The following is a 26,544-nucleotide window of genomic DNA, read 5'->3' as shown; positions in this document are numbered from 1 at the left end:
TGCGCGCCGGGCTGGCCGATCCGCCCCCCAGGGCCTATCTTCCGCCCACCAGCCTAGAGGACCGCCATGCGCGACCAGCGAATGACCGGCTATGCCCCGATCGCCCTGCCGGGGGTGACGCCGGAGGACACCATCATCGTCCACAGCCGCGTCGTCGGCTGCGATGGCGGCGGCGGCAATCTCGGCCACCCGCTGGTCTATCTCCGCATCGAGGAGAAGCAGGTCACCTGCCCCTACTGCTCCCGCACCCATGTCCTGGCCGAGGGCGCCGGCGACGACCACGGGCACTGAGCCGGTCGTGGCAGGGGAGGAAACGGCGGCAAAGGCCGCGGACCCGGTCGCCCCGGTGGCGTCCGATCCCGTGGCGCCCGTGGCGCCGGGCCAGAAGCGCCTGATCCTGGTCGATGGGTCGGGCTACATCTTCCGCGCCTATCACGCCCTGCCGCCGATGACTCGGCCGGACGGCACGCATGTGAACGCCGTCTTCGGCTTCACCCAGATGCTGTCCCAGTTCCTCGCCCGCAACTCCGCGACCCACATCGCCGTCGTCTTCGACAGCAACCGCACCACCTTCCGCAACGATTTCTACCCCGACTACAAGGCCCACCGCCCCGAACCGCCCCCCGAACTGGTCCCCCAGTTCGCCCTGATCCGGGAGGCGACGGAAGCGCTCGGCGTCTGCCAGGCGGAGCTGCAGGGCTTCGAGGCCGATGACCTCATCGCCGCCTATGCCAAGGCCTTCGTGGCGGAGGGCGGCAGCGTCGCCATCGTCTCCTCCGACAAGGATTTGATGCAGCTGGTCCGGCCGGGCGTGGAGATGCTGGACCCGATCAAGCAGAAGCCGATCCGGGAGCCCGAGGTCTTCGAGAAGTTCGGCGTCACCCCCGACAAGGTGGTGGAGGTACAAGCGCTGGCCGGCGACAGCACGGACAATGTGCCCGGCGTGCCCGGCATCGGCATCAAGACCGCGGCCCAGCTCATCACCGAGTATGGCGACCTGGAGAACCTCCTCGCCAATACGGCGAAGATCAAGCAGCCGAAGCGGCGGGAAGCGCTTGAGCAGAACGCGGAGAAGGCCCGCATCAGCCGCCGCCTGGTGATGCTGGATGCGGATGCGCCCCTGCCCTGCCCCATCGAGAAGATGGAGGTCCGCCCGCCCTCCCCGGCCGTTCTCGAGAAATTCCTGCGCGACAACGGCTTCCGCAGCCTGCTGGCCCGCCTTGGCCTGGGCGAGGCCAATGCCGTCGTCCGCAGCGCCCCCCGCGCGCCGGATGCCAGCGCGCCGGAGCCGACCCCGCAGCCCGGCGCCGCGCCCTTCGGCCCCTATGAGACGGTCACCACCGTCGAGGCGCTGCGGTCCTGGATCGCGGAGGCCCGCGCCGCGGGCGTCATGGGCTTCGACACCGAAACCGACAGCCTCGATGCGCTGAAGGCGCAACTCGTGGGCCTCTCCATCGCCGTCGCCCCCGGCCGCGCCTGCTACGTGCCGCTGCGGCATGAGGGCAGCGGCGATTTGATGGGCTCCGGCACGCCCGAGCAGATCGACCACGACACGGCGATGGCGGAGCTCAAGCCGCTGCTGCAGGACCCCAGCGTGCTGAAGGTGCTGCACAACGCGAAGTACGACCTCGAAGTGCTGTGCCGCGACAGCAACGGTGCCATCGCCGTCGCGCCGATCGACGACACCATGCTGATGTCCTACGCGCTGCGCGCCGGCGCGCATGGCCATGGCATGGATGAGCTGTCCACGAAACATCTCGGCCACACGCCGATCACCTTCGACAGCGTCACCGGCACCGGCCGCAACCGCATCAGTTTTGCTCGTGTGGCGCTCGACAAGGCGACGGCCTATGCGGCGGAGGATGCGGACGTCACGCTCCGCCTCTGGCATCTCTTCAAGCCGGAACTCCGCTCCGCCCGCGCGCTGACGCTCTATGAACAGGTGGAGCGCCGCATGGTCGGCGTGCTGCGGGACATGGAGCTGGCCGGCATCCGCATCGATGCCGGCGAACTCGCCCGCATCGGGGAGGATTTCGCGGAGAAGCTGGCCCTCTACGAGAAGCAGATCCACGAACTCGCCGGCCGCCCCTTCAATGTCGGCTCGCCCAAGCAGCTCGGCGAAATCCTCTTCGACGAGATGAAGCTGCCCGGCGGCAAGCGCAGCAAGCTCACCGGCGCCTGGGGCACGGATGCGAGCGTGCTGGAGGAGTTGGCCCAGCAGCAGGTGCCCCTCGCGCGGCGCGTGCTGGACTGGCGCCAGATCCAGAAGCTGAAATCGACCTATGTGGACGCGCTGGCCCAGCGCCTCGACGGCAACAGCCGCGTCCACACCGACTTCGCGATGGCGGTCACTTCGACCGGCCGCCTCTCCTCCACCGAGCCGAACCTGCAGAACATCCCGGTCCGGACGGAGGAAGGGCAGCGCATCCGCCGCGCCTTCGTGGCCGACCCCGGCCATGTGCTGATGGCCGCCGACTACAGCCAGATCGAGCTTCGCATCCTGGCCCATGTCGCCGACGTGCCCGCGCTGAAGGAAGCCTTCGCGACGGGGCAGGACATCCATTCCCGCACAGCCTCCGACATCTTCCGCATCCCCCCCGACAAGGTGGACAAGGAAGCCCGCCGCCGCGCCAAGACCATCAATTTCGGCATCATCTACGGCATGTCCGCCTTCGGCCTGGCCGCGCGGCTCGGCATCGGCCCCGGGGAGGCCCGCGGCATCATCGATGCCTATTTCGCGCAATACCCGGGGATCCGGAACTGCATGGAAAAGCTGAAGGAGGATGCGCGCACCACCGGCTACGTGCTCACCCCCTTCGGCCGGAAGCTCTGGATCGCCGACATCGCCAGCAAGGACCCCGTCCGCCGCGGCGGCGCCGAACGCGCCGCCATCAACGCCCCCTTCCAGGGCGGTGCCGCGGAGGTCATCAAGCGCGCCATGGTCCGCCTGCCCCGCGCGCTGCGGGATGCCAACCTCTCCGCCCGCATGCTCCTCCAGGTCCACGACGAACTGGTGTTCGAGGTGCCGGAGGGCGAGATCGAGGCCACCGGCGCCCTCGTCCGCCAGATCATGGAAAGCGTCGCCGACCTGGCCGTTCCCCTCGCCGTGGAGGTCGGCCACGGCCAATCCTGGGCGGAAGCGCATTGAGCACCACCGCGGACCACATCCCCGCCACCGCCTGGACCTCCACCGAACGCCGCACGCTGACGGCCATCGGCGTCGCCCACGCCGTCAGCCATTTGCACATCATGGTCTTCCCGCCCCTCTTCCCGCTGCTGCGGGAGAGGCTCGACGTCACCTTCGTCGAACTCGGGCTCGCCATGACCATCTTCAGCCTGGTCTCCGCCTTCACCCAGGCGCCGGTCGGCTTCATGGTCGATCGCCTCGGCCCGCGCCGCGTGCTGACGGCGGGGCTGGTGCTGGGCGGCTGCGCCTTCACCCTCTTCGGCCTGACCGGCAGCTACGCCTTCCTGGTCGCGGCCGCGGCCATGGCCGGGCTCGCCAACGCCGTCTACCACCCCGCGGACTACGCCATCCTCAATGGCGGCATCGGCGGCGCGCGCATGGGCCGCGCCTTCTCGCTGCACACCTTCGCGGGCTACCTCGGCGGCGCCATCGCGCCGACCATGATGATCGGGCTCGCCGCCGCCTTCGGCGTGCAGGGCGCCGTCGCGGCCGCGGGGCTCATCGGCCTCGGCGTTGCCCTCTTCGTCTGGACGGCCTGCCCGGCGGACCAGCCCGTCCGCCGCGTGAAGCCCGAGGCCGGGCAGCCGACCCGCGTGCTCAGCCCCGCCGTCATCGGGCTGACGGGCTTCTTCATCCTCATCGCGCTGTCCATCGGCGGCGTGAACGGCTTCGTCGTCGCGGCGCTGGTCACGGGCAACGGCCTCTCCCTCACCCTCGCCTCCACCGCGCTGACCTTCTTCCTCGTGGGCTCGGCGCTCGGCGTGCTGCTCGGCGGCTGGATCGCGGACCGTTCGAAGCGCCATGGCCTGGTCGCCGCGGCGGGCTTCGGCGCCGGCGCCGTCATCACCGCGACCCTCGGCCTCGCCACCGTCCCGGCGCTGCTGATCCCGGTGATGATGGGCGCCTCCGGCATCCTGACGGGCCTCTGCATGCCGTCGCGGGACATGATGGTCCGCGCCGCCGCGCCCCCCGGCCAGGCCGGCGCCGTCTTCGGCGTCGTCTCCACCGGCTTCAACATCGGCGGCGTCGTCGCGCCCATCCTCTTCGCCTGGCTGATGGATAGCGGCCATCCGAACGCCGTCTTCCTGCTCGGCGCCGCCTTCATGGCGGCAACGGCCATCGCCGCGGCGGTGCAGGGGTTACGGGCGCGGTAGTGCCGGTGGCCCGGGGAAGAGGCTCTGCCCCTTCCCCGTACCCCTTTCCCGCAAAGGGGCAGCGGCCCCTTTGATCCCCCTTCAATCGGATGGTGAGGGGAGGGGCATGGAGGAAGCGTAGGGCAAGCGCTCGCGCCGTGCCCCTCCCCTCACCATCCGATGCAAAGCCTGGGGTCCAGGGGCCCGCTGGCCCCTGGCGGGGAGAGGTGCGGAGAGGGGCCGGCGGCCCCTCTCTGCGGCAACGAGCGCCACTGCGCCTCGCTACACCCCATGCGCCAGCAGGTCATCGCGGCGGATGACGCCGAGGGCGGCTTCATGCGTCGCTTCCAGCAGCACGGGCGGCGCCATGCCGGCCAGGCGCGCTTCCTCCCATCGCGCCGCGCAGAGGCACCAGCGATCCCCGGGCTTCAGCCCGGCGAAGCCGTATTCCGGCCGCGGCGTGGAGAGGTCGTTGCCGCGCGAGGCGCTGAACCGGAGAAAATCCTCGGTCACCTCGGCGCAGACGACGTGAAGGCCCAGATCCTGCGGCCCGGTGTTGCAGCAGCCATCGCGGAGGAAGCCCGTCAGCGGTGCGACGGAGCAGGGCAGCAGCGTGCCGCCGAGCACGTTGCGCGCGGGTTCCGGGCGCTGGGGCTGCCGGCGGGGCGTGGTCTCGTCGAGGGGCATGGCAGGGGTCCGGACATGAAAAAGGGCGCGCCCCCATGATGGGGACACGCCCTGGATGGTCCAGCCCGGAAAGGCTTACGCCGCGGCCTTGATCGCCGCCTCCTTCACGTCGTCCCCTACCGCATCGGCAAACGTCGAAAAATTCTTCTCGAACAGGGAGACGAGGTGCTTCGCCTGCTTGTCGTAGGCGGCCTTGTCGGCCCAGCTGTCGCGCGGGTTCAGCACGTTGTCGGGGATGCCCGGCACCGCCTTCGGGATCATCAGGCCGAAGAAGGGGTCACGCACGAACTCGACCTTGGCGAGCGAGCCGTCCAGCGCCGCGCGCAGCAGGGCGCGGGTGTGCTGGATGCTCATCCGCTTGCCCGTGCCATAGGCGCCGCCGGTCCAGCCGGTGTTCACCAGCCACACATCGGCGCCGTCCTTGGCGATGCGCTCCGCCAGCATGCGGCCATAGACCTCGGGGTGGCGCGGCAGGAAGGGCGCGCCGAAGCAGGTGGAGAAGGTCGCCTGCGGCTCCTTGCCCAGGCCCTTCTCGGTGCCCGCGACGCGCGCGGTGTAGCCGGACATGAAGTGGTACATGGCCTGCGCGGCGGAGAGCTTGGCGATCGGCGGCAGCACGCCGAAGGCGTCGGCCGTCAGCATCACCACGTTCTTCGGCTTGCCCGCCTGGCCGCCCGTCACGATGTTCGGGATGAACTCGATCGGGTAGCAGGACCGCGTATTCTCTGTGTAGCGGTTGTCGTCGAGGTCGAGGACGCCGTGCTCATCGCCATGGACGTTCTCCAGCACCGCGCCGAAGCGGTGGCTGGCGTCCCAGATCTGCGGCTCGGCTTCCTTCGACAGCTTGATGACCTTGGCGTAGCAGCCACCTTCGAAGTTGAAGACGCCGGTATCCGACCAGCCATGCTCGTCATCGCCGATCAGGCTGCGCTCGGGGTCGCTGCTGAGCGTCGTCTTGCCCGTGCCCGACAGGCCGAAGAACAGCGCGGTGTCGCCACCCTTGCCGAGGTTGGCGGAGCAGTGCATCGGCAGCACGCCACGCTCGGGCAGCAGCCAGTTCATGACGGTGAAGATCGACTTCTTGATCTCGCCGGCATAGCTCGTGCCCGCGATGCAGATGGTGCGCTTGGCGAAGGACAGCGCGATCAGGGTCGAGGTGCGGCAGCCATCCTCGGCCGGGTTCGCCTCGTATTCCGGGGCGTGCAGGATGAAGAAGTCGGGCTCGAAGGTCTTCAGCTCCTCCGCCGTCGGGCGGATGAACATGTTGCGGGCGAACAGGGCATGCCACGCATTCGTCGTCACCAGGCGCACCTTGATGCGGTGGCCGGTATCGGCGCCGGCGAAGAGGTCCTGGGTGAAGAGTTCCTCGCGCGCGCCGAGCCATTCGCGCACCTTGGCGCTGAAGCCGGCGAACTTCGCGGGCGGCAGGGGCTGGTTGATCTTGCCCCACCAGATCGCGTCATGCACTTCCGGGTCGTCCACGACGAACTTGTCCTGGACGGAGCGGCCGGTGTGCTGGCCGGTGATCGCCATGAAGGCGCCATCCGCCGAAAGCCGCCCCTCGCCCCGGCGCAGCGCATGGGCGTAGAGCCCCGCAGCGGTCAGGTTGGCATGGACGGCCGCCGAGCCGGCGACGCCGGTCCCGGAGAGGGCGGTTGCGGTGGACGTCATCAGGAACCTCCAGAGGGGGTGGCCGCCTGAGTGGCACGGCCATCGTCGCGGGCGTCGTTTTCGGCGCTGAGCGCGGCAAGATTAGGGCGGGTAAGCTGCCATAATCAAGATAACAGCCCGGTTACTTGTTGCACCTTCTGTTTACGGTATTCAACCTTACGAAGACAGCGCGGCCCGCCCCGCTCGCGCCGCCTTGATCAGCCCGGCCCGCACCCCCTCCGCATCCGCAACCGGCGCCGCCCAGGCATGGCGGATCACGATCTCGCCAGCCGCCAGGTCGCAGCCATCGCCGTCCACCGCACTCATCCGCCAGGCCTGGCCGGGCGCCTGGCCGTGCAGCCCCTCCGCCATCGCGGCCAGGGCATCGGCGTGGTCGGCATTCACATGGCCGATGATCTCGGCCTCCGCCGATTCCAGCGCCGCCACCGCCGCCGGGTCCGGCAGCAGGTCCGCACGCTTCAGGCGCGTGGCGCGGGCGAAGCCGCCCACCAGCAGCGCCGCCTGCGGCCGCAGGCGCCACAGGGCGAAATCGCCGAAATCGGCGTAGAGCGCGGCATAGGGGTGGCGCGCCAGCCAGCGCGCCTTCAGCGGCCCGACCTCCGCCTCCGGCACCGGCTCCGCCATCCCGGTCAGCGTCACGCGCGGCGCCGTCTGGGGGTTGGCCGATTCGGGCGTGCCCACATAGATCAGCGCGCAGCGGCCTTCCTGCCGCAGGTGCCGCGTATGCTCCGACAGCGACGACAGCAGCATCAGGATGGACAGGTCCGGCGTGGCGGCCGGCGTGGCCAGCGCCGCGAAGGGCTGGCCTTCCGTCACCGTCGCCAGGGTGGCGGAAGCCGCCGCGCGCACCAGTTTCCTGGCCTCGAAGCCGAAGTTCTCCGTCCCCATCGCAGCCTGACCCGCCTTTGCCACAATTGGCCGCCACAATCCCCCCATCGCGCAACTGCCGCGCCCGAGGAGCCTGACCCGTGCCGCACACCATCGCCCTGGTGGACGACGACCGCAACATCCTGACCAGCGTCTCCATGACGCTGGAGCAGGAGGGTTTCACCGTCCGGACCTACACGGATGGGGAAAGCGCCCTGCAGGGGCTGATGGCGCGGCCCGTCGATCTCGCCGTGCTCGACATCAAGATGCCGCGCATGGATGGGATGGAGCTGCTGCAGCGGCTGCGCCAGCGCAGCGCCATGCCGGTGATCTTCCTGACCAGCAAGGATGACGAGCTGGACGAGCTGATGGGGCTGCGCCTCGGCGCCGACGACTACATCACCAAGCCCTTCAGCCAGCGCCTGCTGCTGGAACGCATCCGCGCCCTGCTGCGCCGGAACGAGGCCGGGCGCGCGGAGGGCAGCGGCACCCCCGCCGGCGGCATCATCGCCCGCGGCGACCTGGTGCTGGACGAGACGAAGCACACCTGCCTCTGGAAGGGCGCGCAGGTGCAGCTGACCGTCACGGAATTCCTGCTGGTGAAGGCGCTGGCCGTGCGCCCCGGCATGGTGAAGAATCGCGACCAGCTGATCGACGGCGCCTATGGCGAGAACATCTATGTGGACGACCGCACCATCGACAGCCACGTCAAGCGCGTGCGCAAGAAGTTCCGCGCCGTGGACCCGGACTTCTCGATGATCGAGACCCTCTACGGCCTCGGCTACCGCTACAAGGAAGCCTGATGCCAAGGCCCTCTCCCCCATCGGGGGAGAGGGCGCACGTCTCACCGCAGCGGCAGCGCGTAAACGAGCCCGCCATTGGTCCAGAGGTTGTTCGGCCCGCGCGGCAGGTTCACCGGCGTCTGCGGCCCGAAATGCCGGTCATACAGCTCCCCGTAATTCCCGATCGCGCGCACGACATTGTAGGCCCAGGCGGGATCGATCTTGAGGGACTGGCCGAGTTCCGGCGTCACGCCCAGCAGGCGGCGCGTATTCGGGTTCGTGCTGGTCCGCCGCTGCTCCTCCGCATTCGCCCGCGTGATGCCCTGCTCCTCCGCCTCGATGATGGCGTAGGTGTACCAGCGCGCCAGGTCGAACCATTCCTCGTCGCCACGGCGCAGATAGGCGCCATAGGGCTCCTTGCTGAAGCGCTCCGGCAGGATGGTCCAATCCGCCGGCCGCGGCATGGAGGAGCGCACGCCCGCGAGCTGCGAGGCATCCGTCCCGAAGGCATCGCAGCGCCCCGCCTGCAGCGCCTCGGAAGCCTGGTCCGTGCGCTCGAACACCACCGGGCGGAAGGGCACGTTGATGCTGCGGAAGTAGTCGGCCGTCACCTGCTCGTTCGTCGTGCCCTGGATCAGGCAGATCGTCGCGCCGTTGAGGTCCGCGACCTTGGAGACGCCCAGCGTGTTGCGCACCATGAAGCCGTGCCCGTCATAGAAATAGGTGACGGCATGGCGCAGGCCGAGCGTGGTGTCGCGCAGCATGGTCTGCGTCGAGGTGCGGAACAGCACGTCGATCTCCCCCGACCCCAGCGCCGTGAAGCGGGTGGAGGAGGAGAGCGCGACGAAGCGCACCTTGCTGGCATCGTTGAAGATCGCGACCGCGAGCCCGCGGCAGAGATCCACATCCATGCCCTGCCAGGTGCCCCGGCTGTCCGGCAGCGCGAAGCCGGCGACGCCGGTATGGATGCCGCAGACCAGCTGCCCCCGCGCGCGCACGGCATCGAGGATGGGCCCCGCCTGGGCGGGCACGGCGATGGCGGCGCAAGCGGCAAGGGCCGCGGCCGCGAGGCCCCGGAACCATGACATGATTGTTCTCCCTGTTTGCAGTACAGGGATCGTCTCGCCCCCGGATACAGGCGTCAATCACCTATCGTGATGGCGGGCGCCCGGCGAAGGCATCGCCCAGCAGCGCGCGGATCGCTTCTTCCGTCAGCGGGCGCGGATTGGGATAGGGGCTCGCCACCGCGATCGCCGCCGCGCGGTCCAGGTCGGACTCGCGCAGCCCCAGCGCCGCCAGGCTCATCGGCGCGCCGATCCGCGCCGCCAGGTCCCAGAGCCCCCGCGCCGCATCCTCCGCCCCGATCGCGCGCGCCACCCGCGCCATCGCCTCCGGCGCCGCCGGCGCATTGAAGCCCGTGGCATGCGGCAGCATCACCGCATGCGTCTCCGCATGCGGCAGGCCGAAGCTGCCGCCGAGCACATGGCAGATCTTGTGGTGCAACGCGATGCTGACGGCACCCAGGCACACCCCGGCCAGGAAGGCGCCCTGCAGCGCATCGGACCTTGCCGTGGCATCCCCCGCCACGCAGCGCGGCAGCGCGCCCGCCAGCAGCCGCAGCGATTCCTCCGCCATCAGCGACGTCACGGGATTGGCGTCGGCGGCGTAGAGCGCCTCCACCGCATGCGCCATCGCGTTCAGCCCCGATGTCGCGGTCAGCGCCGGCGGCATCGACAGCGTGAGATCGACGTCATAGACCACGACTTCCGGCAGCACGGCGGCATCGCGGATGGTGCGCTTCAGCGCGCCCTCCGTCTGGCCGAGCAGCATCGTCATCTCCGACCCCGCATAGGTCGTCGGCACCGCGATCTGCGGCAGCCCCGTGCGCAGCGCCAAGGCCTTGCCGAGGCCGATGGCGGACCCGCCGCCCATCGCCACCAGGCAATCGCCCTCCATCGCGCGCAGCTCCGCCAGCGCGGCCTCCGTCACCTCCACCGGCGTGTGCATGGCCGCCCGCGCGATCACCCCCGCGCCGCGATCGCCGAGCGAGGCCAGGATCGCCGCCCCGCGCCGCGCCTGCGTCGGCGTCACCAGCACCACCGCGCGCCGGGCGCCGAGCCGCGCCACCTCCTCCGCCAGCGATCCCAGCGACCCGGCGCCGAAGACCACGCGCCCCGGCGCGGCGTTCCACACGAAATGCTGCATCTCAGCCCGCCTTTTCCTTGGCCGTATCGACGATGCGCCCATCCTCCATCGCCACGATCCGGTCGGCGATGTCGAGGATGCGCGGGTCATGCGTGACCAGCAGGATCGGCACGCCACGCGACTTGGCGAGGTTGCGCAGCAGCTTCACCACCTCCTGCCCGCTCGCCTTGTCGAGTGCGGCGGTGGGCTCGTCCGCCAGCACCAGGCCAGGGTCGGCGGCGAGCGCCCGCGCCACGGAAACGCGCTGCCGCTGCCCGCCGGAAAGCTGGGAGGGCAGCTTGTCCACATGGTCCGCCAGCCCGACGGCGCCCAGCAATTCCGCCGCCCGCTTCAGCCGCGCGGATTCGGACTGCCCGCCATCCTGTTCCAGCGCCATGGCCACGTTCTGCCGCGCCGTCAGGAAGCCCAGCAGATTGTGGTTCTGGAAGATGAAGCCGATGCGCCGGCGCAGCCGCACGCGCGCGGCCTCGTTCGCGCCGCGCAATTCCTCGCCCAGCACCTGCGCGCTGCCTTCCTGCATGGACCGCAGCGCGCCGATCAGCGTCAGCAGCGTGGTCTTGCCGCTGCCCGAAGGGCCGGTCAGCAGCACGATCTCCCCGGGCTGCACCGCCAGCGACACATCCCGCAGCACCAGGCGGCGCAACTCGCCCTCGCCATAGGCGTAGTTCAGCCCGCGCAGATCGACGGGGATGGGGGAACGCAGCGTCTCCATCAGAACATGTCCGCGGGGTTGGCATCCCGCAGCTTGCGCATCGCCAGCAGCCCGGCCACCGCGCACATGGTGAAGATCATCAGGAACACCGATGTCGCGCGGGACGCATCCATCGCCAGCGGCAGGAAGGTGCTGGCGCCGACCACGTCATAGAGGAAGGTGGAAAGGAGAAAGCCCGGGATGAAGCCTGCGACGGCCAGGATCAGCGACGCCCCCAGCACCACGCGGCCGAGATACCAGTTCGAATACCCCATCGCCTTCAGCGTCGCATATTCCTTGAGGTGGCCGGCAATGTCGCTGAACAGGATCTGGTAGACGATCACCATCCCGACCACGAGGCCCATCAGGCTGCCGAAGGCGAAGATGAAGCCGATCGGCGTCGCCTCCTCCCAGTACCGCCGCTCATGCGCGTTGAGCTCCGCCTGCGTCAGCACCATCGCATCCGCCGGCAGGATTTCCCTCAGCTGCCGCTGCACGGCCAGCACGTCGGAACCCGGGCGCAGCTTGATGGCGACCAGGTCGATGGCGGACACCAGCCTTTCCTTCACCACGCGGCGGAAATTCACGTCGGACAGCACGATGTTGCCATCCGCGCCGAAGCTCGGCCCGATCTCGATCAGGCCCACCACATCCACCTGCCGGTTGCCGACCTCGACGGGAAAGGGCCCGCGTTCCGCCAGCAGCCGCGCCACGGCACCGAATTCCGGACGCGACCGCACATCGAAGGCGACGGTGTCCGCCCGCTTCAGCTGCTCCACCAGCGGCGCCAGGCCGGGGAAATCCAGCACCCCCGCATCGGTATCGACGCCGATCAGCTGGATCGCGCGCCGCGTGCCGTTCTCCGGATTCCGCCAGGTCGCCTGCGCCAGATAGACCGGCACGGCGCGCTCCACCTCCGGCACCGCCAGCACCTGGTAGGCACGGCCGCGCGGCAGCGGCTCCGGCTTGAAGCTCGCCAGCGTCATCGGGTGCATCAGGAACAGGTCGCCCCGCATGGCGCCGATCAGCGCCGTCGCGCTGTCGAACAGCGCCGCGCGGAAGCCCAGCTGCATGAAGACCAGCACGCAGGCGAACATCACGCCCGCGATGGCGGAAGCCAGGCGCGCCTTCTCGCTGCGCAGCTGCCGCCAGGCGAGGCGCAGCGCCAGCAGCGACGCGGCCACGAAGCCGGGCGCGCGGCGCGGCGCGGCGGCGGGGCCGCCGCCCGTGGGCGTCGCGAGTTCCGGCGCCCAGGGCAGCAAGGGGGGTGGCTGGTCGTTCACGGCCTGATCGCCACCTGCACCTGCATGTTGGACCGCCGCGCCAGCGCCGCCACGCCATCGGGGCCGAGCGCGAGCCGCACCTCCACCGTCCGCGCATCCACCGCCGCCACCGGGTCCGTCCCCGCCTGCGTCGTGCGCCGCACCTGCCAGCCGATCTCGCGCACCGTGGCGGCGAAGCGCCGCGCCTCGCCGGGCACCGCGATCTCCGCCGGCGCGCCGGGGCGCAGCCGCGGCATGTCCGTCTCGAAGACATCGGCCACGACGTCGATGGCGGAGAGATCCGCCATCTCCAGCACGCCATCGGTCGGCACGCGTTCGCCCGCGCGGGCGATCACGCGCAGCACCGTGCCCGCGATGGGCGCGCGCAGCCGGGCCATGGCGGCCTCTGCCCGCGCGCGCACCACCGCCGCCTCGGCCGCGGCGTATTCCGCCTCCGCCAGCGCCAGGTCCTCCGGCCGCGGGCTCAGCAGCGTCTCCAGCGCCGCCTGCGCCTCCGCCCGTTCGGCGCGGGCGCGGTTGGCGGCGAAGCGGGCGCGTTCCGCCGTCGCCTCCGCCCCCGCGCCGGTGCGCTCCAGCCGCTCCGCCCGCTCCGCGTCCCGGCGGGCGGAGGCCTCGGCGCTGGTCAGCGCCTCGATCCGCGCGCGCTGCGCGGCGATCTCCGAAGGGCGACCGGCGGCGCGGGTGCGCTCCAGCCTGGCGCGGGACTGCGCCAGCTGCGCCTCCGCCTGCGCCAGCGCCGCATCCTTCAGCGCCGCGTCATGGAATTCCGCCACCACCTGGCCGGCGGCGACGACATCGCCCTCCGCCACCAGCAGCCGGTCGATCCGCGCCCCTTCCTGGGCATTGCCGGGGGCCAGGCGGCGGATGCGCGAGGCCGGCTCCACCCGCCCCAGCGCGCCGACGCCGACAGGGCCCGCCGCCGCGGCCGTCGCCACCACCGGCGCCGGCGCCGTGCCGGGCTGCATCGCCTGGAAGGCCCCCGCCGCCGCCGCCACCACCACAACGCCGCCCAGCAGCAGCTTCACCCGGCGCGTCATGGCGCAGTCTCCACCATCGCTTCCAGCGCCCCCCGAAGGGCGCGGAGATCCTCGGGCTCCAGGCTGTAGAGCCCGAAGACGCGGGACATGAACAACCCGTCCGTCGCCGTCATGATGGCGATGCCCACGCCCGGCGCCAGCCCATCCCCGGCCATCGCCGCGCGGATGCGTTCGAAGACGGCGCGGACGGGGTCGAGCAGCGCGCGGTCATGGTGGAAGGCCGCCAGGAAGACCGCCGCCGCGCGTTCCTGGTGCTCGCAGGCCATCTCCTCGAAGGCCCAGGCCAGCAGGGCGCGCGCGACGCGGCCGCGCACCGCCGGCTGCGCCGCCACCACCAGGTCGAAATCGCGGGAGATCGCCTCCGCCAGCCGGCCCAGCATGCCGGCCAGCAGCGCTTCCTTGGAGGCGAAGTGGTAGAGCAGCCCGCCCTTGGAGACGCCGGCATCGCGCGCCGCCGCCTCCAGCGTCAGCGCCGGCACGCCGCGGGCCTGCACGATGGCCTCCGCCGCATCGAGGATGCGCGTGCGCGCATCGGGGGCGGGCAGGGTCGTCACGGGGGGATCATCCATGCCCCCTAACTATACCGGCCGGACGGTTCGTCAAGCCCCCAACCGTCCAGCCGGTACAGCGGCCTGTCAGGCCACGGCGCGGTCCGCCCGGGCCGGCAGATAGGCGTCCGTGTAGAGTTCGGCGCCGGAGGGGCGGCGGGGGAAGCGATAGACCTTCTCCAGGATGCCGATCCCGGCCTCCAGCCGCGCCGGCACCACGGCCGACAGGCCATTGGCCTTCACATGGTCGGTCATGATCATCTCATCCACCACGATCTGCGTCCGCCGCGTCTCCAGCGGCAGGTCCACCAGCGGCTCCGCCTCCTTCACCGTGGCGGCCGCCGCGGCGGGGTCGCGCACCATCAGCTGCACGCCGCGGCTGATGCCGCGCACGATGCCGCGCACGATGTCCGGGTTGGCTTCGGCGTAGCGCCGCGTGGTGATGACGCCGTTGGAATAGAGCGGCACGCCATAGTCGCGGTAGCGCATGATGTTCTGCTGCGCGCGCGTGACGCCGAGCCCTTCCAGGCTGATGACGGCGGAGCTGACGAAGCCCGTGATGGCATCCGCCTGGCCGCGCACCAGCATCGGCTCCCGCAATTCGGGCGAGACGCTGATCCAGTTGACCTTGGCCGCGTCGAAGCCCGCCGCTTCCGCGAAGACCGGGAAGATCTGCCGCCCCGCATCGCCTTCCGGCGCCGCCAGCCGCTTGCCCTCCAGGTCCTTCGGCTCCCGGATCGGCCCGCCGGCGCGGGAGACGCAGACCAGCGGCAGCCCGTCGAAGGTCATCATCACGCAGACCAGGCCGATCGCCGGGTTCTCCGCCGCGAAGCGCGCCATGGAGGAGAAGTCGCCGAAGCCGATGTCATAGGCGCCGCCGGCGATGTCCACCGGCACGCGGCCCGAGCCGAAGCCGCGGGAGACGCGGGCATCGATCCCCTCGTCCCGGAAATAGCCCAGGCGATGCGCCGCGATGGCGAAGGCGGAGGCGCCGGAGAAGGCCCAGTCCAGCGTGAAGCGCGTGCTGCGCATCTGCGCGCGGGCGTGGAGCGCGGGCAGCGACAGGCCGGCGCCGAGGCCGGCCACCAGCGTGGAACGACGCGTGATCATGCGGGGCATCTCCTTCAGGCGGCCTTGGAGGGGACGGCAGCGGCGACGGGGTCGCTGTAGCGCTCGACGATCTCGCGCAGCTTCTTGCGCGCCATGTTGTTCGCCTTGTCGGCGGGCATGCCGGCTTCCGGCGTCTCCCACGGCATGATGGGGACGTCGGCGCGCGTGGATTCCAGGATGAACTTGTCCTCCAGCGTCACCTTGCGGTCATGCGCGATGGCGGCGGCGGCGGGGACCTGTTCCTCGGTGTCGTTCCTGATGCAGAACTGCGTGAAGATGATCTTCTTGTCGGCCAGCGGCGTGCCGGCGGTGAAGATGATGTGCTGCACCCCGTTCGGGAACTTGATGTGCAGCTTGCGCGTGCAGGGCGCCCACCAGGTGGCGGTGCGGTCGCGCACCGTCGTCGTCTCCTTGATGCCCGTGTAGTCCTGCCCGACCTGGCGGTTGGCGACCGGCACGATGGACCGGCTGATGATGCCGAACTCCGTCTCCTCCACATCCTCGGAGGGCGGCACGGGGTTCTTGATGTCGCCCTGCGTGTCGCGATGCACGAAGGCGACATGGGCGAGGTCGAAGAAATTGTCGGCGAGGCGGAACAGCGACATGTCCCATTCCTCGTGGAAGCAGTCGATGAAGCGGAACCCCGCGGCGCCGAATTCCGGCAGGTGGGGGATGTCCATCAGCGGCTCCTCCACCGCGACCCAGACATAGTCGTAGCGGATTTGCACGCGGTACTTCTTCACGAAGGCCCGCGCCGCGATCTCCGGCGTCAGGCCCGGGCGCTGCGGGATGCTGGTGCAGTGGCCATCCGCGCCGAAGGCCCAGCCGTGATAGGGGCAGCGGATCGAATCGCCGATGATCTCGCCGAGCGAGAGCTTGGCCGCGCGGTGGCAGCATTCGTCGCGCAGCGCGGAGACGGTGCCATCCGCCGCCTGCCAGATCACCATGTCCTCGCCGAACAGGCTGAAGGGCTGCGGGCCCGCCTTCAGCTTCGCGACGGGCATGGCCACGTACCAGAACTTCCGGAATACCGGCGCGTCCCCGACTTTCATCCGCTGTCTCCGTCCTTCGGTGGGACGGGTGGGATGCAAGCGGCGCGCCAGCCCGCGGGCGGCGATTCGGCGGCCCCTGCCCCGCCCGCCGCCAGGGCGGCGAGGCAGGGTGCCGCCGGATGCGGCAATCAGGCCGGAATGGGCACGCGCTGCGCCAGCGGGTCCAGCAGGCTCTCGATCTCCGCCGATTCCTCCCAGCGCAGCGTCACCGTCACCACCGTGACGCGGCTGCGGAACTGCGGCGGGATGCGCACGAAGTCCTTCTTGGTGGTCACCAGCAGGGCGCGCGCGGCCTCCGCCTGGGCCAGCAGGTCCTGGATCTCCCCGGCATCGTACTGGTAGTGGTCGCCGAAGGCCTCCCGCCCCGCCAGCACGGCGCCGGATTCCTGCAGGGTCGCGAAGAACTTGCGCGGGTTGGCGATGCCGCAGAAGGCGAAGACGGGCTGGCCGCGCAGCATCGCCGCCTCCGGCCCCGCCGCCAGCCTGGCGCGCAGCACGCGCATGCCCGGCGGCAGCTGCGCCAGCGCGCCCGTCTCATCCTCCCCGATCAGCACGGCGGCCTGGCAGCGCGCGGCGGCGGCGGCGACGGGTTCGCGCAGCGGCCCGGCCGGGATGATCTGGCCATTGCCGAAGCCGAAGCCGCCATCGATGATCAGCAGCGACAGGTCCTTGGCCAGGCCGGGGTTCTGCAGCCCGTCATCCATCACGATGGCGCGGGCATTGCCCTCGATCGCGGCCTTCGCACCGGCGGCGCGGTCGGCGGAAACCCAGGTCGGCCGCACATCGGCCAGCAGCAGCGCCTCATCCCCCACCAGCGTGCTGTCATGGGTCGCGGGGTCCACCAGCAGCGGCCCCTTGGTGGTGCCGCCATAGCCCCGCAGCAGGAAATGCGCGGCGACGCCGCGATCCGCCAGCCGCCGCCCGATATCCAGCGCCACCGTGGTCTTGCCCGCGCCGCCCGCGGTCGCATTGCCGCAGCAGATCACGGGCACCGGCGCCTGCCAGCCCGGCCGCGCCATGCGGCGCGCCGTGGCCTGCGCGTAGAGCGCGGAGAAGGGGGCGAGCAGCAGGGGCATCACGCCACCGCCGCCCGCCCAGAAGGCGGGTGCTCGCATCGTGCCGAACCGTTCCTCGAACCCTTGTTGGTGCCCTTGCGGGCGCTACGCGATGGGACCCTGGGGCGCATCCCGCCCGCCCGGGCCCGTTCCTACCAGAACGCCCGATCCGCTGCCCTGGCCAGGGGGCAGCAGATCAAGAAGCGCCTCCGCCACCCGGCCCGGCAGCCCGGCATGCGCATCGGCAATCCCGGAGGCGGCTTTCGTCAGCGCCTGCGCCCGGGCCTCATCCGATAGCACGCCCGCCACCGCATCCGCCAGCGCCCCCCCCGGGGGGGTGCCGAGCGGCACGCGCAGCGCGCCACCCGCCGCCAGCAGCCGGTCCACCGCCTCCTCGAAATTGCCGGTATGCGGCCCGAGCAGGATGGGGCAGCCGAGCCGCGCGGCCTCCAGCGGGTTCTGCCCGCCATGCGGCACCAGGCTGCCGCCGATCAGCGCCACCTGCGCCACCCGGTAGAACAGGCCGAGTTCCCCCAGCGTATCCGCCACATAGACCGAGACGCCCGGGCCGGGCGCCCCGCCCGCCGTCCGCCGCGCCACCGCGCCGGGCAGCACGGCTTCCGCCTCCGCCGCCACGCCCTCCCCCCGCTCCGGGTGCCGCGGCACCAGCACGGTCAGCAGGTCCGGGAAGCGCGGCACCAGCGCCCGGTGGGCGGCGACGGCCAGCGCCTCCTCCCCCGGATGGGTGGAGGCGGCGAGGAAGACCGGCCGCCCGCCGACCGCCGCCCGCAGCCGCGCCAGCGCCGCCGCATCCACCGGCAGCGGCGGCGCCGCCGCCTTCAAGTCCCCCCAGCACAGCGCCCCGGCCGCCCCCAGCGTCGCCAGCCGGCGGCGATCGCCCTCCGACCGCGCCAGCACCAGGCGGAAGCTGCCCAGCGCCTCCCCGGCCAAAGCGGGCGCGCGGCGCCAGCGGGCAAAGGACCGGCTGCTCATCCGCCCGTTCACCAGGGCCATGGGCAGGCCCCGCCCGCGCGCCGCCGCCAGCAGGTTGGGCCACAGCTCGCTTTCCACGAAGGCCGCCGCATCCGGCCGCCACCCCGCCAGGAACCGCGCCACCCAGCCCGGCACGTCGAGCGGCATGAACCGATGATCGACCCGCGCCGCGAGCCCCGGCGCCAGGCGGCGGCCCAGCATCTCCGCCCCCGTCACCGTCCCCGTCGTGACCAGGAAGCGCAGCCCGGCGTCGCGCGCGGCCATCGCCTCCAGCACCGGCAGGGCGGAGATGGTCTCCCCCACGCTCGCCGCATGCAGCCAGAACAGCCGCCCCGGCGGCCGCGCCGCGCCGCCGCCCTGCCTTTCGCCGATGCGCCCGGCGATCTCCTTGCCGATGCGCACCCGGCGCCGGACATGCAGCGCGAGCAGCGGCGCCACCAGCCGCGCCCCGAGCGCCCAGCCCAGCCCCGCGAGACTCATCGCCGCGCCTCCGGCACGAGACTCACCGCGGCGCCTCCGCCGGCACGCCGCAGGCCGCATCCGCCGCGGCGCAGGCGGCGTCCATCGCCGCCTCGATCATCGGCAGCGCCGCCGCGGCGCCATCCCGCGGCACGTCGATCAGCGGCCCGCAGGCCAGCACGCCGCGGCCGAAGGGCAGCGGGAACATCATCCGGTCCCAGGAGCCGAGGCGCCGATGCGCGGAGGACGCCGCCCCCAGCGGCACCACCGCGGCGCCGGACAGCGCGGCCAGTTGCGCCACCCCCGGCGCGGCGCGGCGCCGGGGCCCGCGCGGCCCGTCCGGCGTGATCAGGATGGGGTCGCCCCCCCGCAGCGCCCGCAGCAGCCCCGCCAGCGCCATGGCGCCACCGCGGCGGGAGGACCCGTAGATCATCTCCACGCCGAAGCGCCGCACGGCATCCCCGATGAAGCGGCCATCCCGGTGCTGGCTGACCAGCACGCGCGGCGTGACGCGCAGCGCCGCGGGCTCCGCCGCCCCGGCCAGCGCCCGCAGCGGCGGGATCATCGGCAGCCTTTCATGCCAGAAGGCCAGGATCAGCGGCTGCCCCGCCGCGATCCGCGCCAGCGCCGGCCCCGCGCCCACCAGTTCCCAGCGGGAGGTCCGCACCACCAGCGCCAGGTACAGCCCCACCAGCCGCGCCAGCACCGCCTGGGTGGCGGGATGCCGGATCAGCCGGCGCACAGGGGTCGGGGGCGGTGGGACGTCATCGCGGCATCGGTAGCATGCCGCCCGGCGGCGTGAAATTACCCCCCCGGACGCGCTTGTAGGTGCGACAACGGAACAATACCTGCCTGCCCGATGGCCCGCCGGGCCGCAGGAGCGCCAGCCATGCCGAACCTCATTCCGATGATCGACCTAGGCCTTTACGTGGCAGCAACGCTGGTCAACTTGGCCATAACCGTGCTCCCGATCTTCAAGGTCGGGTACCGCTTCAGCATCAGGGCGCTGACCATCGACACGGCACTGACGGAGAACCTGCTGCTCAGCCAGCCACGCTTCGGCCGGACCATCGGGTTCCTGGAGCGCCAGGTCTATCTCTACGCCCTCTTCATCAACGGGCTCGGCCTCATCACCGCCGTCGTGGTGTTCAAGGCCTTCGCCGAATGGCTCAAGCCGCCCGAGGCCGCGAAGTCCGCCGCCCCCGCGCCGCAAGCGGCCGATATTCCCGCGCCGCAAGCGGCCGATATTCCCGCGCCGCAAGCGGCGACGAAGCCCGACGGCGATGGCCAGAACGACATCCTCGCGCGCTTCTACGCCTACACGATCGGCAACCTGCTCTCGATCCTCTGGGCGATCATCATCTTCGAGGTGTGCCGCCGGGTTGCCGCATCCGGCGCGACGCTGACGATCGACTACCTGCTGGCCTTCGGGGCGATCTTCGTGATGGGAAGCACGGTCGCGACCGTTGCCGGCCGGTTGCAGCCCCCATCCACCGGGGCGGCATCGACCGCGCGCGACGGCGGCGGCGAGGGCGCGTGATGCCTGGGCGCTCCCGCCCCTGACGCCCCCCCCTCACTCCCTCGGCACCAGGCTGTCCCGGAACCGCTGCGCGCAGGCCTCCCAGCTGAACCGCGCCGCATGCGCCCGGCAGGCCGCCCGGTCCGCCCCCAGCGCGCGCAGGCAGGCGCTGCGCAGATCCTCGTCCAGCGCCCCCACCGGCGCATCCCCGATCACGTCCAGCGGCCCCGTCACCGGATAGGCCGCGACCGGCGTGCCGCTCGCCAGCGCCTCCAGCAGCACCAGGCCGAAGGTGTCGGTGCGGGAGGGGAAGACGAAGACATCCGCCGCGGCATAGGACCGCGCCAGCCGCCCATTCTCCCGCCAACCCGCGAAATGCGCATCCGGGAAGCGCCGCGCCAGCGCCGCGCGCTGCGGCCCATCCCCCACCACCACCTTGCTGCCGGGCAGGTCGAGCGAGAGGAACGCCTCCAGGTTCTTCTCCACCGCCACGCGCCCGGCGACGAGGAAGATCGGCCGTGGCAGACCCTCCCAGGCCTCGGGCTCCGCCCCCGCATCCCGATTGAACTTCCGCAGGTCCACGCCGCGCGACCACGGCACGACATGGGCAAAACCCCGCCCGCGCAGCTCCGCCGCCAGCGACGCCGTGGCGCAGAGCGTGCCGGAGGAAGGGCCATGGAAATGCCGCATCAGCGCCCAGGACCAGGCCTTCGGGATGCGCGTGCGCGCATGGACATAGTCCGGGAATTTGGTGTGGAAGGAGGAGGTGAAGCGCCAGCCGCGCTTCCGGCACAGCGCCCGCATCGCCCAGCCCAGCGGGCCCTCCGTGGCGATGTGCAGCGCCTCCGGCCCGAAGGCCTCCACCAGCCGCGCCAGCCGCCGCCGCGGCGCGACTGCGAGCCTGATCTCCGCATAGCCCGGCATCGGCACGGTGACGAAGCGGTCCGGCCCGATCACCTCCACGACATCGCCCGCCGCGCGCAGCGCCGCCACCACCGCCTGCAGCGTGCGCACCACACCATTCACCTGCGGCACCCAGGCGTCGGAGACGATGAGGATGCGGCGCGGCTCCCCCACCCCCGCTGGCGCCAGCCCCGGGCTGCCGGGCGTCACCAGCGCCCCCATGCCCCAGCCCTGATCGCTGCCCAAGGCCGTCAGGCGGCCTGGGGCACCGGCGGCGCCTCGCCCCGGAAGAAGCTCAGCCGGTTCTCCCGCGCCCAGTCCACCAGCTCGAACCGCCCATCCGCATGCTCGACCAGCGCGGTGCAGCTCTCCACCCAGTCGCCATCGTTCATGTAGAGGACGCCCTGCACCTCCCGCATCTCGGCATGGTGGATATGGCCGCAGACCACGCCATCCAGCCCGCGCCGCCGCGCTTCCTGCGCCAGCGCCACCTCGAAGCGGTCGATCGCGGCGACCGCGCCCTTCACCTGGCGCTTCAGCCATTGCGACAGCGACCAGTAGGGATAGCCGAAGCGCCGGCGCGCCGCGTTGAACCAGCGATTCGCCGCCAGCGCGGCGTCATAGGCCCAGTCGCCCAGATGCGCGATGAACTTGGCGTAGCGCACCACGCTGTCGAATTCGTCGCCATGGATCACCAGCAGCCGCCGCCCATCCGCCGTGCGGTGCACCGCTTCCTTCGCCAGCTTGATGCCCGCGAATTCCAGGCCGAGCCAGGCGCGGAACATCTCGTCATGGTTGCCGGGGATGTAGGTGACTTCCGTCCCCGCCCGCGCCATGCGCAGCACCAGGCGGATCACCTCGTCATGCTCCGCGTCCCAGTACCAGGATTTGCGCAGCCGCCAGCCATCGACGATGTCGCCGACGAGGTAGAGCCTCTCGCATTCCACGGAACGCAGGAACTGCGCCACGAAATCCGCGCGGCAGCCGCGGGTGCCGAGGTGGAGGTCCGAGAGGAACACCGTGCGGTATCGCCGTTTCGCCTCGGTTCCGTTCATGCGTCAGCGCCTCGCGATCATCATGTCGTGCCGGCGGAAGAATGCCGGCGCATCGCGCAACGCGCCGGTCGCCCCGCCGTTGCGCGACCGCGCTGTAACGCGACGGCACCGGGCGTGACGTGAATCTTGGATGAAGGCGCACGCAGGACACGCTGTGGGATGATGTGGCGCGCGCATGTCACGCGCGCGTCAACGCAGCGAAAGCGAATCGTCATCGCGCTGCGTCACAAGGCGCCATGCTCGTCATCTTCAACCCTGCCGCCGGTGCCGGCCGGCGGCGCCGCCTGGCGCGCGCCATCGACTGGCTGTGCCGCGAAGGCCTGCCGCCCGATGTCGCGGAAACCCGGGCACCCGGCGATGCGCGGCTGATGGCGGCGGAAGCGGCATGGCGCGGCGAAGCCGTGATCGTCGCCGCCGGCGGCGACGGCACCATCGCGGAAGTCGCGGCGGGGATCGCGGGCAGCGATGCCGCGCTCGGCATCCTGCCGCTCGGCACCGCCAATGTCCTGGCGCTGGAACTCGGCGTGCCGCTGGCGCCGGAAGGCGCGGCCGCCGTGCTCGCCGCCGGCACGCGCCGCCTGATCCATCCCGGCCTCATCACCGACGAAGCGGGCGGCCAGCGGCTCTTCGTGCAGATGGCCGGCGCGGGCTTCGATGCCGCGGTGGTGCAGGGGCTCGACCTCGGCCTCAAGCGCCGCCTCGGCCGCGCGGCCTATGTGGTGCAGGCGATGCGGGAAGTGGCGCGCCACCCCTTCGCGCCGATCGAGGCGGTGCTGGATGGCACGCGCCATCGCGCCGGCAGCGTGATCGTCACCAAGGGGCGGCTCTATGCCGGGCGGCACCTGCTGGCCCCCGCCGCGCGCCCGGCAGCGCCGGGCTTCCAGGTGGCGCTGCTGGCCGCCGCCGGCCCCGGCGCGGTGGTGGCGGCGGCGCTCGCGCTCCCGCTCGGCCTGCTGCCACGCCTGCCGGGGCTGCGCCTGCTGCCGGCCAGCCGCATCACCCTTTCCGGCGCCGGGGTGGCGCTGCAGGCGGATGGGGACCCCGCGGGCCGCCTGCCCGCCCGGATCGAGGATGCGCCCGCGCCCCTGGCCGTGCTGCTGCCCTGACCCGGCGCCCCGGCCCGTTCAGCCTTCCTTCAGGGGGAAGGGGCTAGGCCAGGGGCTCACCAGGCCGCCCGGGACAGACGATGCCGAAGGAGGTTCGCCACATCCTCTTCACGCCGGAGGAATTGCTGCGCGCCATCATGGAGCAGGCCATGCAGGGCCGCCCCACGCCCGCGCAGACGGCGGACAGCTTCCACCTCGAACTCGCCGCCGATCCGCGCGGCGATGTGGTGGCCCGCATCATCCGCCGCCGCGCCGCCGGCCGTTCCACCATGTCCTGGGAAGTGTCGCGGCAGGAACTGCACCAGGTGCTGCTGGTGCTCTGCCATGGGGCGCGGATCCCGCTGCCGGTGCGGGGCGACAAGCGGCTCGGCCTTTCCGGCCTCAATCTCTGCCTGACGGTGGTGACGGGCGCCGATCCCGGCCCGCCCGTGGTGGGCGCCGGCGCCGTGCGCTACGCGGATCCGGAACTCGCGCCCTTCATGCCGGTGCCGGGCTGAAGCCTCAGCCCGCCGCCGCGCGTTCCCGGGACAGCGCGATCAGCGCCGCGCCCAGCCCGGTGCCGAGCGAGACCACGCCGAAGCCGGCCGCCGTCGCGATGCCCGCCAGGCCCAGCCCCATCGCCGGCACCAGCGCCAGCGCCACCGTGGACATGCCGGCCAGGGCGGTGAAGCCGGCCACGAGGCAGAGGACGATCAGCAAGGCGGCTCCTCCCGGGATCAGACGGATCAGGGCCGATCATGGCACCCGAGTGTCGTATACGCCTTTTTTCCGCCACGATCCAACCACGAAAAAGGGAGGCCCCTCGCGGGGCCTCCCCGGTCCCGGAAGCCGTGCTCAGCCCGAAGCGGCGGGAAGGCGCAGCTGGTCCGCCGGCGGCAGGAATTGCGGCAGGTAGAAATCCTCCGCCGCCAGGGTGGCGCTGATGTTGAAGGCGCTGCGGATGGTCTCGATGGAGGCCTGGACCCGTGCCATGGGCAGGTTGCCGAAGCCGCCGGAGAGCACTTCCGGCGTGCGGATGAATTCGAAATTCGCCGCCAGGCGTTCCTTCTCCAGCGCCACCGGCGCCGTCGCGTCGCGCCGGACCAGGGCGGCGATGGCGGCATCCGGATCGCGCAGCGCGTCCAGGTGGCCGCGGATGATGGCGCGGATCATGCCGGTGACGATGCGGGGATTGGCTTCCGCGTAGCTGCGGCGCACCTGCAGCCCGGTGGAGAGCAGCGCCACGCCGAAATTCGAATAGCGCATCACCACGATATCCGCGCGCGGCACGTTCAGCGCCAGCAGGCTGAAGACGCCGGACGTCTCGAACCCTGTGATGGCGTCGGCATCGCCGCGGGCCAGCATGGGTTCGCGCAGCTGCGGCGTGACGGTGATCCAGTTGATGCGCGCGGTATCGATGCTGGTGGCGCGGGCGAAGGCGGGGAAGAACTGGCGGCCGCCATCCGTTTCCGGCGCCGCCACGCGCTTGCCTTCCAGGTCCTTCGGGTTGCGGATGCCGGTGCGCCGCAGCGTGATGGCCGAGAGCGGGCTGCCCTGTGCCAGCACGAAGGGGCAGATGACATCCGTGCCGGGCTGGGTCAGGCGCAGCCGCGCCACGGCGGAGATGTCGCCGACGCCGAATTCATAGGCGCCGGAGGCGATCTTCACCGGCACGTCGCCCGCGCCGAAGCCGCGGTCGATGGTGACGGCGAGCCCTTCGTCCCGGTAGTAGCCACGTTCCAGCGCCAGCAGGTAGGGTGCCTGCGGCCCCTGGAAGGCCCAGTCCAGCGAGAAGCGGACAGGCGTCAATGCGCCCTGCGCGTCCGCGATCCGGGGGGTTGCGAGCAGGCCGCCGGCGGCGGCCAGCAGCGTGCGTCGGGTGGTGGTCATGATCCGCCTCTCCTGCGCGGCCGTTTGCCGGCCATCGGGGCGGGTGGAAGCAACGCCTGTGCCGCCCCCCTCCGCGCCCCGCCAGGGCCCGGCACCCCCTTGGAACCCTTCGATTCGAGACGGTCCAGGGGCGGTTCGCCCCTGGCGGATGGGGTCTGGGGAAGGCAGCGCCTTCCCCAGCGCCCGCTGCATCACGCGCCACTCTGCCGCTTGCATGGGCAAGGCGTCGCACGGATACGGCCGGGTGCCTGGACCGTCGGCTGGCACGCCCATTGCGTCACGCCCCGCATGGTCCCGACCCGTCAAAAGCTGCTCCGCCGCTTCTGGTATCCCGTGATGCCCGAGGCCTCCCTCCCCGCCGGCAAGCCCGTGCCCTTCACCCTGCTGGGGCAGGAGATCGTGCTGTGGCGCGCCGCGGCGGGTGCCCCCGCCGCCATCGCCGATCGCTGCCCGCATCGCGGCGCGAAGCTCTCGCTCGGCTTCATCGATGAGGCCGCGCCGGAGGGCCCGGCCCTCGGCTGCCCCTATCACGGCTGGGCCTTCGGGGCGGATGGCCGCTGCGTGAAGGTGCCGCAGGCGCATGACCCCAACCGCGGCATGAAGTCCGGCGCCAAGGGCCACCACGCGGCCTCCCGCTACGGCTGGATCTGGGTGGCCCTGGAGGATCCGATCCTGCCGATCCCCGAGATCGCCGAGGCCGCGGAGCCTGGCTTCCGCCAGATCGACGAGTTCTACGAGGAATGGGCCGTCTCCGGCCTGCGCCTGATGGAGAACAGCTTCGACATGGTGCATATCAGCTACGTCCATGCCGAGACCTTCGGCATCCTGGAGGATCCGCGCCCCGCCCCCGTCGCGATCGAGCACACGGGCTGGGGCTTCATCATGCGGGGCGAGGCGCCGGTCGCGAACCGCGGCATCTCGAAGGACCTGATCAAGGGCGCCGGCGACCGCACGGTCCGCATCATCGAGGGTCGCTGGTTCCTGCCCTTCATGCGCGCCAGCCGCATCGACTATCCCACGGGCCTGACGCATGTGCTCGTCACCGCCGCGACGCCCATCGACGACCGCCGCAGCCAGATCTGCCAATGGGTCTATCGCAACGACACCGAGGCCGAGTCCCCCGCCGAGAAGGTCATCGCCTTCGACCGCGCCGTGACGATCGAGGACAAGCACGTGCTGGAAAGCACCACCTGGGACGTGCCGCTGACCATGTCGGAGGAGTTGCACATGCCGAGCGACAAGCCCGGCATCGAGATGCGCCGCCGCCTGCTGGCGCTGCTGGAGAAACACGGCGAGGCCGAGGCACGGCTGCCCGTGGAGGCGTGAGGAGGG

Annotated in this window: 26 protein-coding genes; 8 read left to right on the top strand and 18 right to left on the bottom strand. The window is 71.6% G+C overall.

Translation table 11 applies throughout. The annotated features are described in order from the left end of the window. The first annotated feature begins 66 nt into the window (after window positions 1-66). From JJI54_RS07945 to JJI54_RS07935, 3 genes are read left to right on the top strand one after another with little or no spacing between them, the layout of a single operon-like run. Window positions 67-291: a zinc-finger domain-containing protein gene (locus JJI54_RS07945; RefSeq protein WP_203072434.1), complete on the top strand. Its 225-nt coding sequence runs from the start codon at window positions 67-69 to the stop codon at window positions 289-291. Next, complete coding sequence (gene polA / locus JJI54_RS07940; protein WP_203072433.1) at window positions 251-3,148, top strand: DNA polymerase I; 2,898 nt, start codon at window positions 251-253, stop codon at window positions 3,146-3,148. Before JJI54_RS07945 ends, polA begins: the two co-directional genes overlap by 41 nt. After that, entirely contained in the window at window positions 3,145-4,341 is a 1,197-nt protein-coding gene (locus JJI54_RS07935) for an MFS transporter (RefSeq protein ID WP_203072432.1), read from the top strand. The genes polA and JJI54_RS07935 overlap by 4 nt, the downstream gene beginning before the upstream one ends. Before the next feature lie 261 nt (window positions 4,342-4,602). Here JJI54_RS07935 and JJI54_RS07930 read toward each other — a convergent pair whose 3' ends face one another. The 3 genes from JJI54_RS07930 to JJI54_RS07920 form a co-directional block, all read right to left on the bottom strand. Then, complete coding sequence (locus JJI54_RS07930) at window positions 4,603-5,007, bottom strand: DUF2237 family protein (protein WP_203072431.1); 405 nt, start codon at window positions 5,005-5,007, stop codon at window positions 4,603-4,605. A 75-nt stretch (window positions 5,008-5,082) separates the two neighbouring features. Further along, on the bottom strand, window positions 5,083-6,678 hold the full coding sequence (locus JJI54_RS07925; protein WP_203072430.1) for a phosphoenolpyruvate carboxykinase: 1,596 nt from the start codon (window positions 6,676-6,678) through the stop codon (window positions 5,083-5,085). 156 nt (window positions 6,679-6,834) lie between these two features. After that, window positions 6,835-7,566, bottom strand: coding sequence for a HugZ family pyridoxamine 5'-phosphate oxidase (locus tag JJI54_RS07920; RefSeq protein WP_203072429.1), 732 nt, complete (start codon window positions 7,564-7,566; stop codon window positions 6,835-6,837). A gap of 137 nt (window positions 7,567-7,703) precedes the next feature. Here JJI54_RS07920 and JJI54_RS07915 point away from each other — a divergent pair, with 137 nt between their 5' ends. Beyond that, window positions 7,704-8,348 carry a response regulator gene (locus JJI54_RS07915; RefSeq protein ID WP_404817613.1) on the top strand — a complete coding sequence of 215 codons (645 nt, stop codon included), beginning with the start codon at window positions 7,704-7,706 and terminating at the stop codon, window positions 8,346-8,348. Window positions 8,349-8,389: 41 nt separating this feature from the next. On the opposite strand, the gene JJI54_RS07910 is transcribed toward JJI54_RS07915, so the two are convergent. From JJI54_RS07910 to JJI54_RS07860, 11 genes are all read right to left on the bottom strand, one after another. Then, complete coding sequence (locus JJI54_RS07910; protein ID WP_203072427.1) at window positions 8,390-9,415, bottom strand: amino acid ABC transporter substrate-binding protein; 1,026 nt, start codon at window positions 9,413-9,415, stop codon at window positions 8,390-8,392. Between the two features lie 61 nt (window positions 9,416-9,476). After that, the gene (locus JJI54_RS07905) at window positions 9,477-10,532 is read right to left on the bottom strand and encodes a maleylacetate reductase (protein WP_203072426.1); all 1,056 of its coding nucleotides are present in this window, start codon (window positions 10,530-10,532) and stop codon (window positions 9,477-9,479) included. 1 nt (window position 10,533) lies between these two features. Next, on the bottom strand, window positions 10,534-11,244 hold the full coding sequence (locus tag JJI54_RS07900; protein ID WP_203072425.1) for an ATP-binding cassette domain-containing protein: 711 nt from the start codon (window positions 11,242-11,244) through the stop codon (window positions 10,534-10,536). Then, window positions 11,244-12,506: an ABC transporter permease DevC gene (gene devC / locus JJI54_RS07895; protein ID WP_318987463.1), complete on the bottom strand. Its 1,263-nt coding sequence runs from the start codon at window positions 12,504-12,506 to the stop codon at window positions 11,244-11,246. The genes JJI54_RS07900 and devC overlap by 1 nt, the downstream gene beginning before the upstream one ends. Continuing rightward, window positions 12,503-13,543, bottom strand: a complete 1,041-nt coding sequence (locus JJI54_RS07890; RefSeq protein WP_203072424.1) for an efflux RND transporter periplasmic adaptor subunit — start codon at window positions 13,541-13,543, stop codon at window positions 12,503-12,505. The genes devC and JJI54_RS07890 overlap by 4 nt, the downstream gene beginning before the upstream one ends. Then, on the bottom strand, window positions 13,540-14,112 hold the full coding sequence (locus JJI54_RS07885) for a TetR/AcrR family transcriptional regulator (protein WP_203072423.1): 573 nt from the start codon (window positions 14,110-14,112) through the stop codon (window positions 13,540-13,542). Before JJI54_RS07885 ends, JJI54_RS07890 begins: the two co-directional genes overlap by 4 nt. A 66-nt stretch (window positions 14,113-14,178) precedes the next feature. Next, window positions 14,179-15,201 carry an ABC transporter substrate-binding protein gene (locus tag JJI54_RS07880; RefSeq protein WP_203072422.1) on the bottom strand — a complete coding sequence of 341 codons (1,023 nt, stop codon included), beginning with the start codon at window positions 15,199-15,201 and terminating at the stop codon, window positions 14,179-14,181. Between the two features lie 14 nt (window positions 15,202-15,215). Continuing rightward, window positions 15,216-16,253, bottom strand: coding sequence for an aromatic ring-hydroxylating oxygenase subunit alpha (locus JJI54_RS07875; protein ID WP_203072421.1), 1,038 nt, complete (start codon window positions 16,251-16,253; stop codon window positions 15,216-15,218). Window positions 16,254-16,381: 128 nt separating this feature from the next. After that, the gene (lpxK, locus tag JJI54_RS07870) at window positions 16,382-17,368 is read right to left on the bottom strand and encodes a tetraacyldisaccharide 4'-kinase (RefSeq protein ID WP_203072420.1); all 987 of its coding nucleotides are present in this window, start codon (window positions 17,366-17,368) and stop codon (window positions 16,382-16,384) included. Window positions 17,369-17,413: 45 nt separating this feature from the next. After that, window positions 17,414-18,781 (bottom strand): 3-deoxy-D-manno-octulosonic acid transferase, encoded by a 1,368-nt coding sequence (locus JJI54_RS07865; RefSeq protein WP_203072419.1) that lies wholly within the window; start codon window positions 18,779-18,781, stop codon window positions 17,414-17,416. 22 nt (window positions 18,782-18,803) lie between these two features. Then, window positions 18,804-19,502, bottom strand: coding sequence for a lysophospholipid acyltransferase family protein (locus JJI54_RS07860; RefSeq protein WP_203072418.1), 699 nt, complete (start codon window positions 19,500-19,502; stop codon window positions 18,804-18,806). Between the two features lie 147 nt (window positions 19,503-19,649). Between JJI54_RS07860 and JJI54_RS07855 the strand changes: the two genes are divergently transcribed. Next, window positions 19,650-20,300, top strand: coding sequence for a hypothetical protein (locus JJI54_RS07855; RefSeq protein WP_203072417.1), 651 nt, complete (start codon window positions 19,650-19,652; stop codon window positions 20,298-20,300). A gap of 33 nt (window positions 20,301-20,333) precedes the next feature. Here JJI54_RS07855 and JJI54_RS07850 read toward each other — a convergent pair whose 3' ends face one another. Further along, the gene (locus JJI54_RS07850; RefSeq protein WP_203072910.1) at window positions 20,334-21,404 is read right to left on the bottom strand and encodes a glycosyltransferase family 4 protein; all 1,071 of its coding nucleotides are present in this window, start codon (window positions 21,402-21,404) and stop codon (window positions 20,334-20,336) included. 29 nt (window positions 21,405-21,433) lie between these two features. Then, window positions 21,434-22,237, bottom strand: a complete 804-nt coding sequence (locus JJI54_RS07845) for a UDP-2,3-diacylglucosamine diphosphatase (RefSeq protein ID WP_203072416.1) — start codon at window positions 22,235-22,237, stop codon at window positions 21,434-21,436. Window positions 22,238-22,473: 236 nt separating this feature from the next. Between JJI54_RS07845 and JJI54_RS07840 the strand changes: the two genes are divergently transcribed. After that, entirely contained in the window at window positions 22,474-23,343 is an 870-nt protein-coding gene (locus JJI54_RS07840; protein WP_203072415.1) for a diacylglycerol/lipid kinase family protein, read from the top strand. 80 nt (window positions 23,344-23,423) lie between these two features. After that, complete coding sequence (locus tag JJI54_RS07835; protein WP_203072414.1) at window positions 23,424-23,840, top strand: hypothetical protein; 417 nt, start codon at window positions 23,424-23,426, stop codon at window positions 23,838-23,840. 4 nt (window positions 23,841-23,844) lie between these two features. On the opposite strand, the gene JJI54_RS07830 is transcribed toward JJI54_RS07835, so the two are convergent. Together JJI54_RS07830 and JJI54_RS07825 are read right to left on the bottom strand one after the other, a co-directional pair. After that, on the bottom strand, window positions 23,845-24,042 hold the full coding sequence (locus JJI54_RS07830; RefSeq protein ID WP_203072413.1) for a hypothetical protein: 198 nt from the start codon (window positions 24,040-24,042) through the stop codon (window positions 23,845-23,847). A 135-nt stretch (window positions 24,043-24,177) separates the two neighbouring features. Further along, complete coding sequence (locus tag JJI54_RS07825; RefSeq protein WP_203072412.1) at window positions 24,178-25,212, bottom strand: ABC transporter substrate-binding protein; 1,035 nt, start codon at window positions 25,210-25,212, stop codon at window positions 24,178-24,180. Between the two features lie 288 nt (window positions 25,213-25,500). On the opposite strand from JJI54_RS07825, the gene JJI54_RS07820 reads away from it, so the two are divergent. Further along, a complete protein-coding gene (locus JJI54_RS07820) occupies window positions 25,501-26,538 on the top strand; it encodes an aromatic ring-hydroxylating oxygenase subunit alpha (protein ID WP_203072411.1) in 1,038 nt (345 codons plus the stop codon). The last annotated feature ends 6 nt before the right edge of the window (window positions 26,539-26,544 follow it).

Source organism: Falsiroseomonas ponticola, assembly GCF_016805305.1.
GTDB lineage: Bacteria > Pseudomonadota > Alphaproteobacteria > Acetobacterales > Acetobacteraceae > Falsiroseomonas > Falsiroseomonas ponticola.
This window is presented reverse-complemented; position numbering and strand designations above follow the sequence as displayed.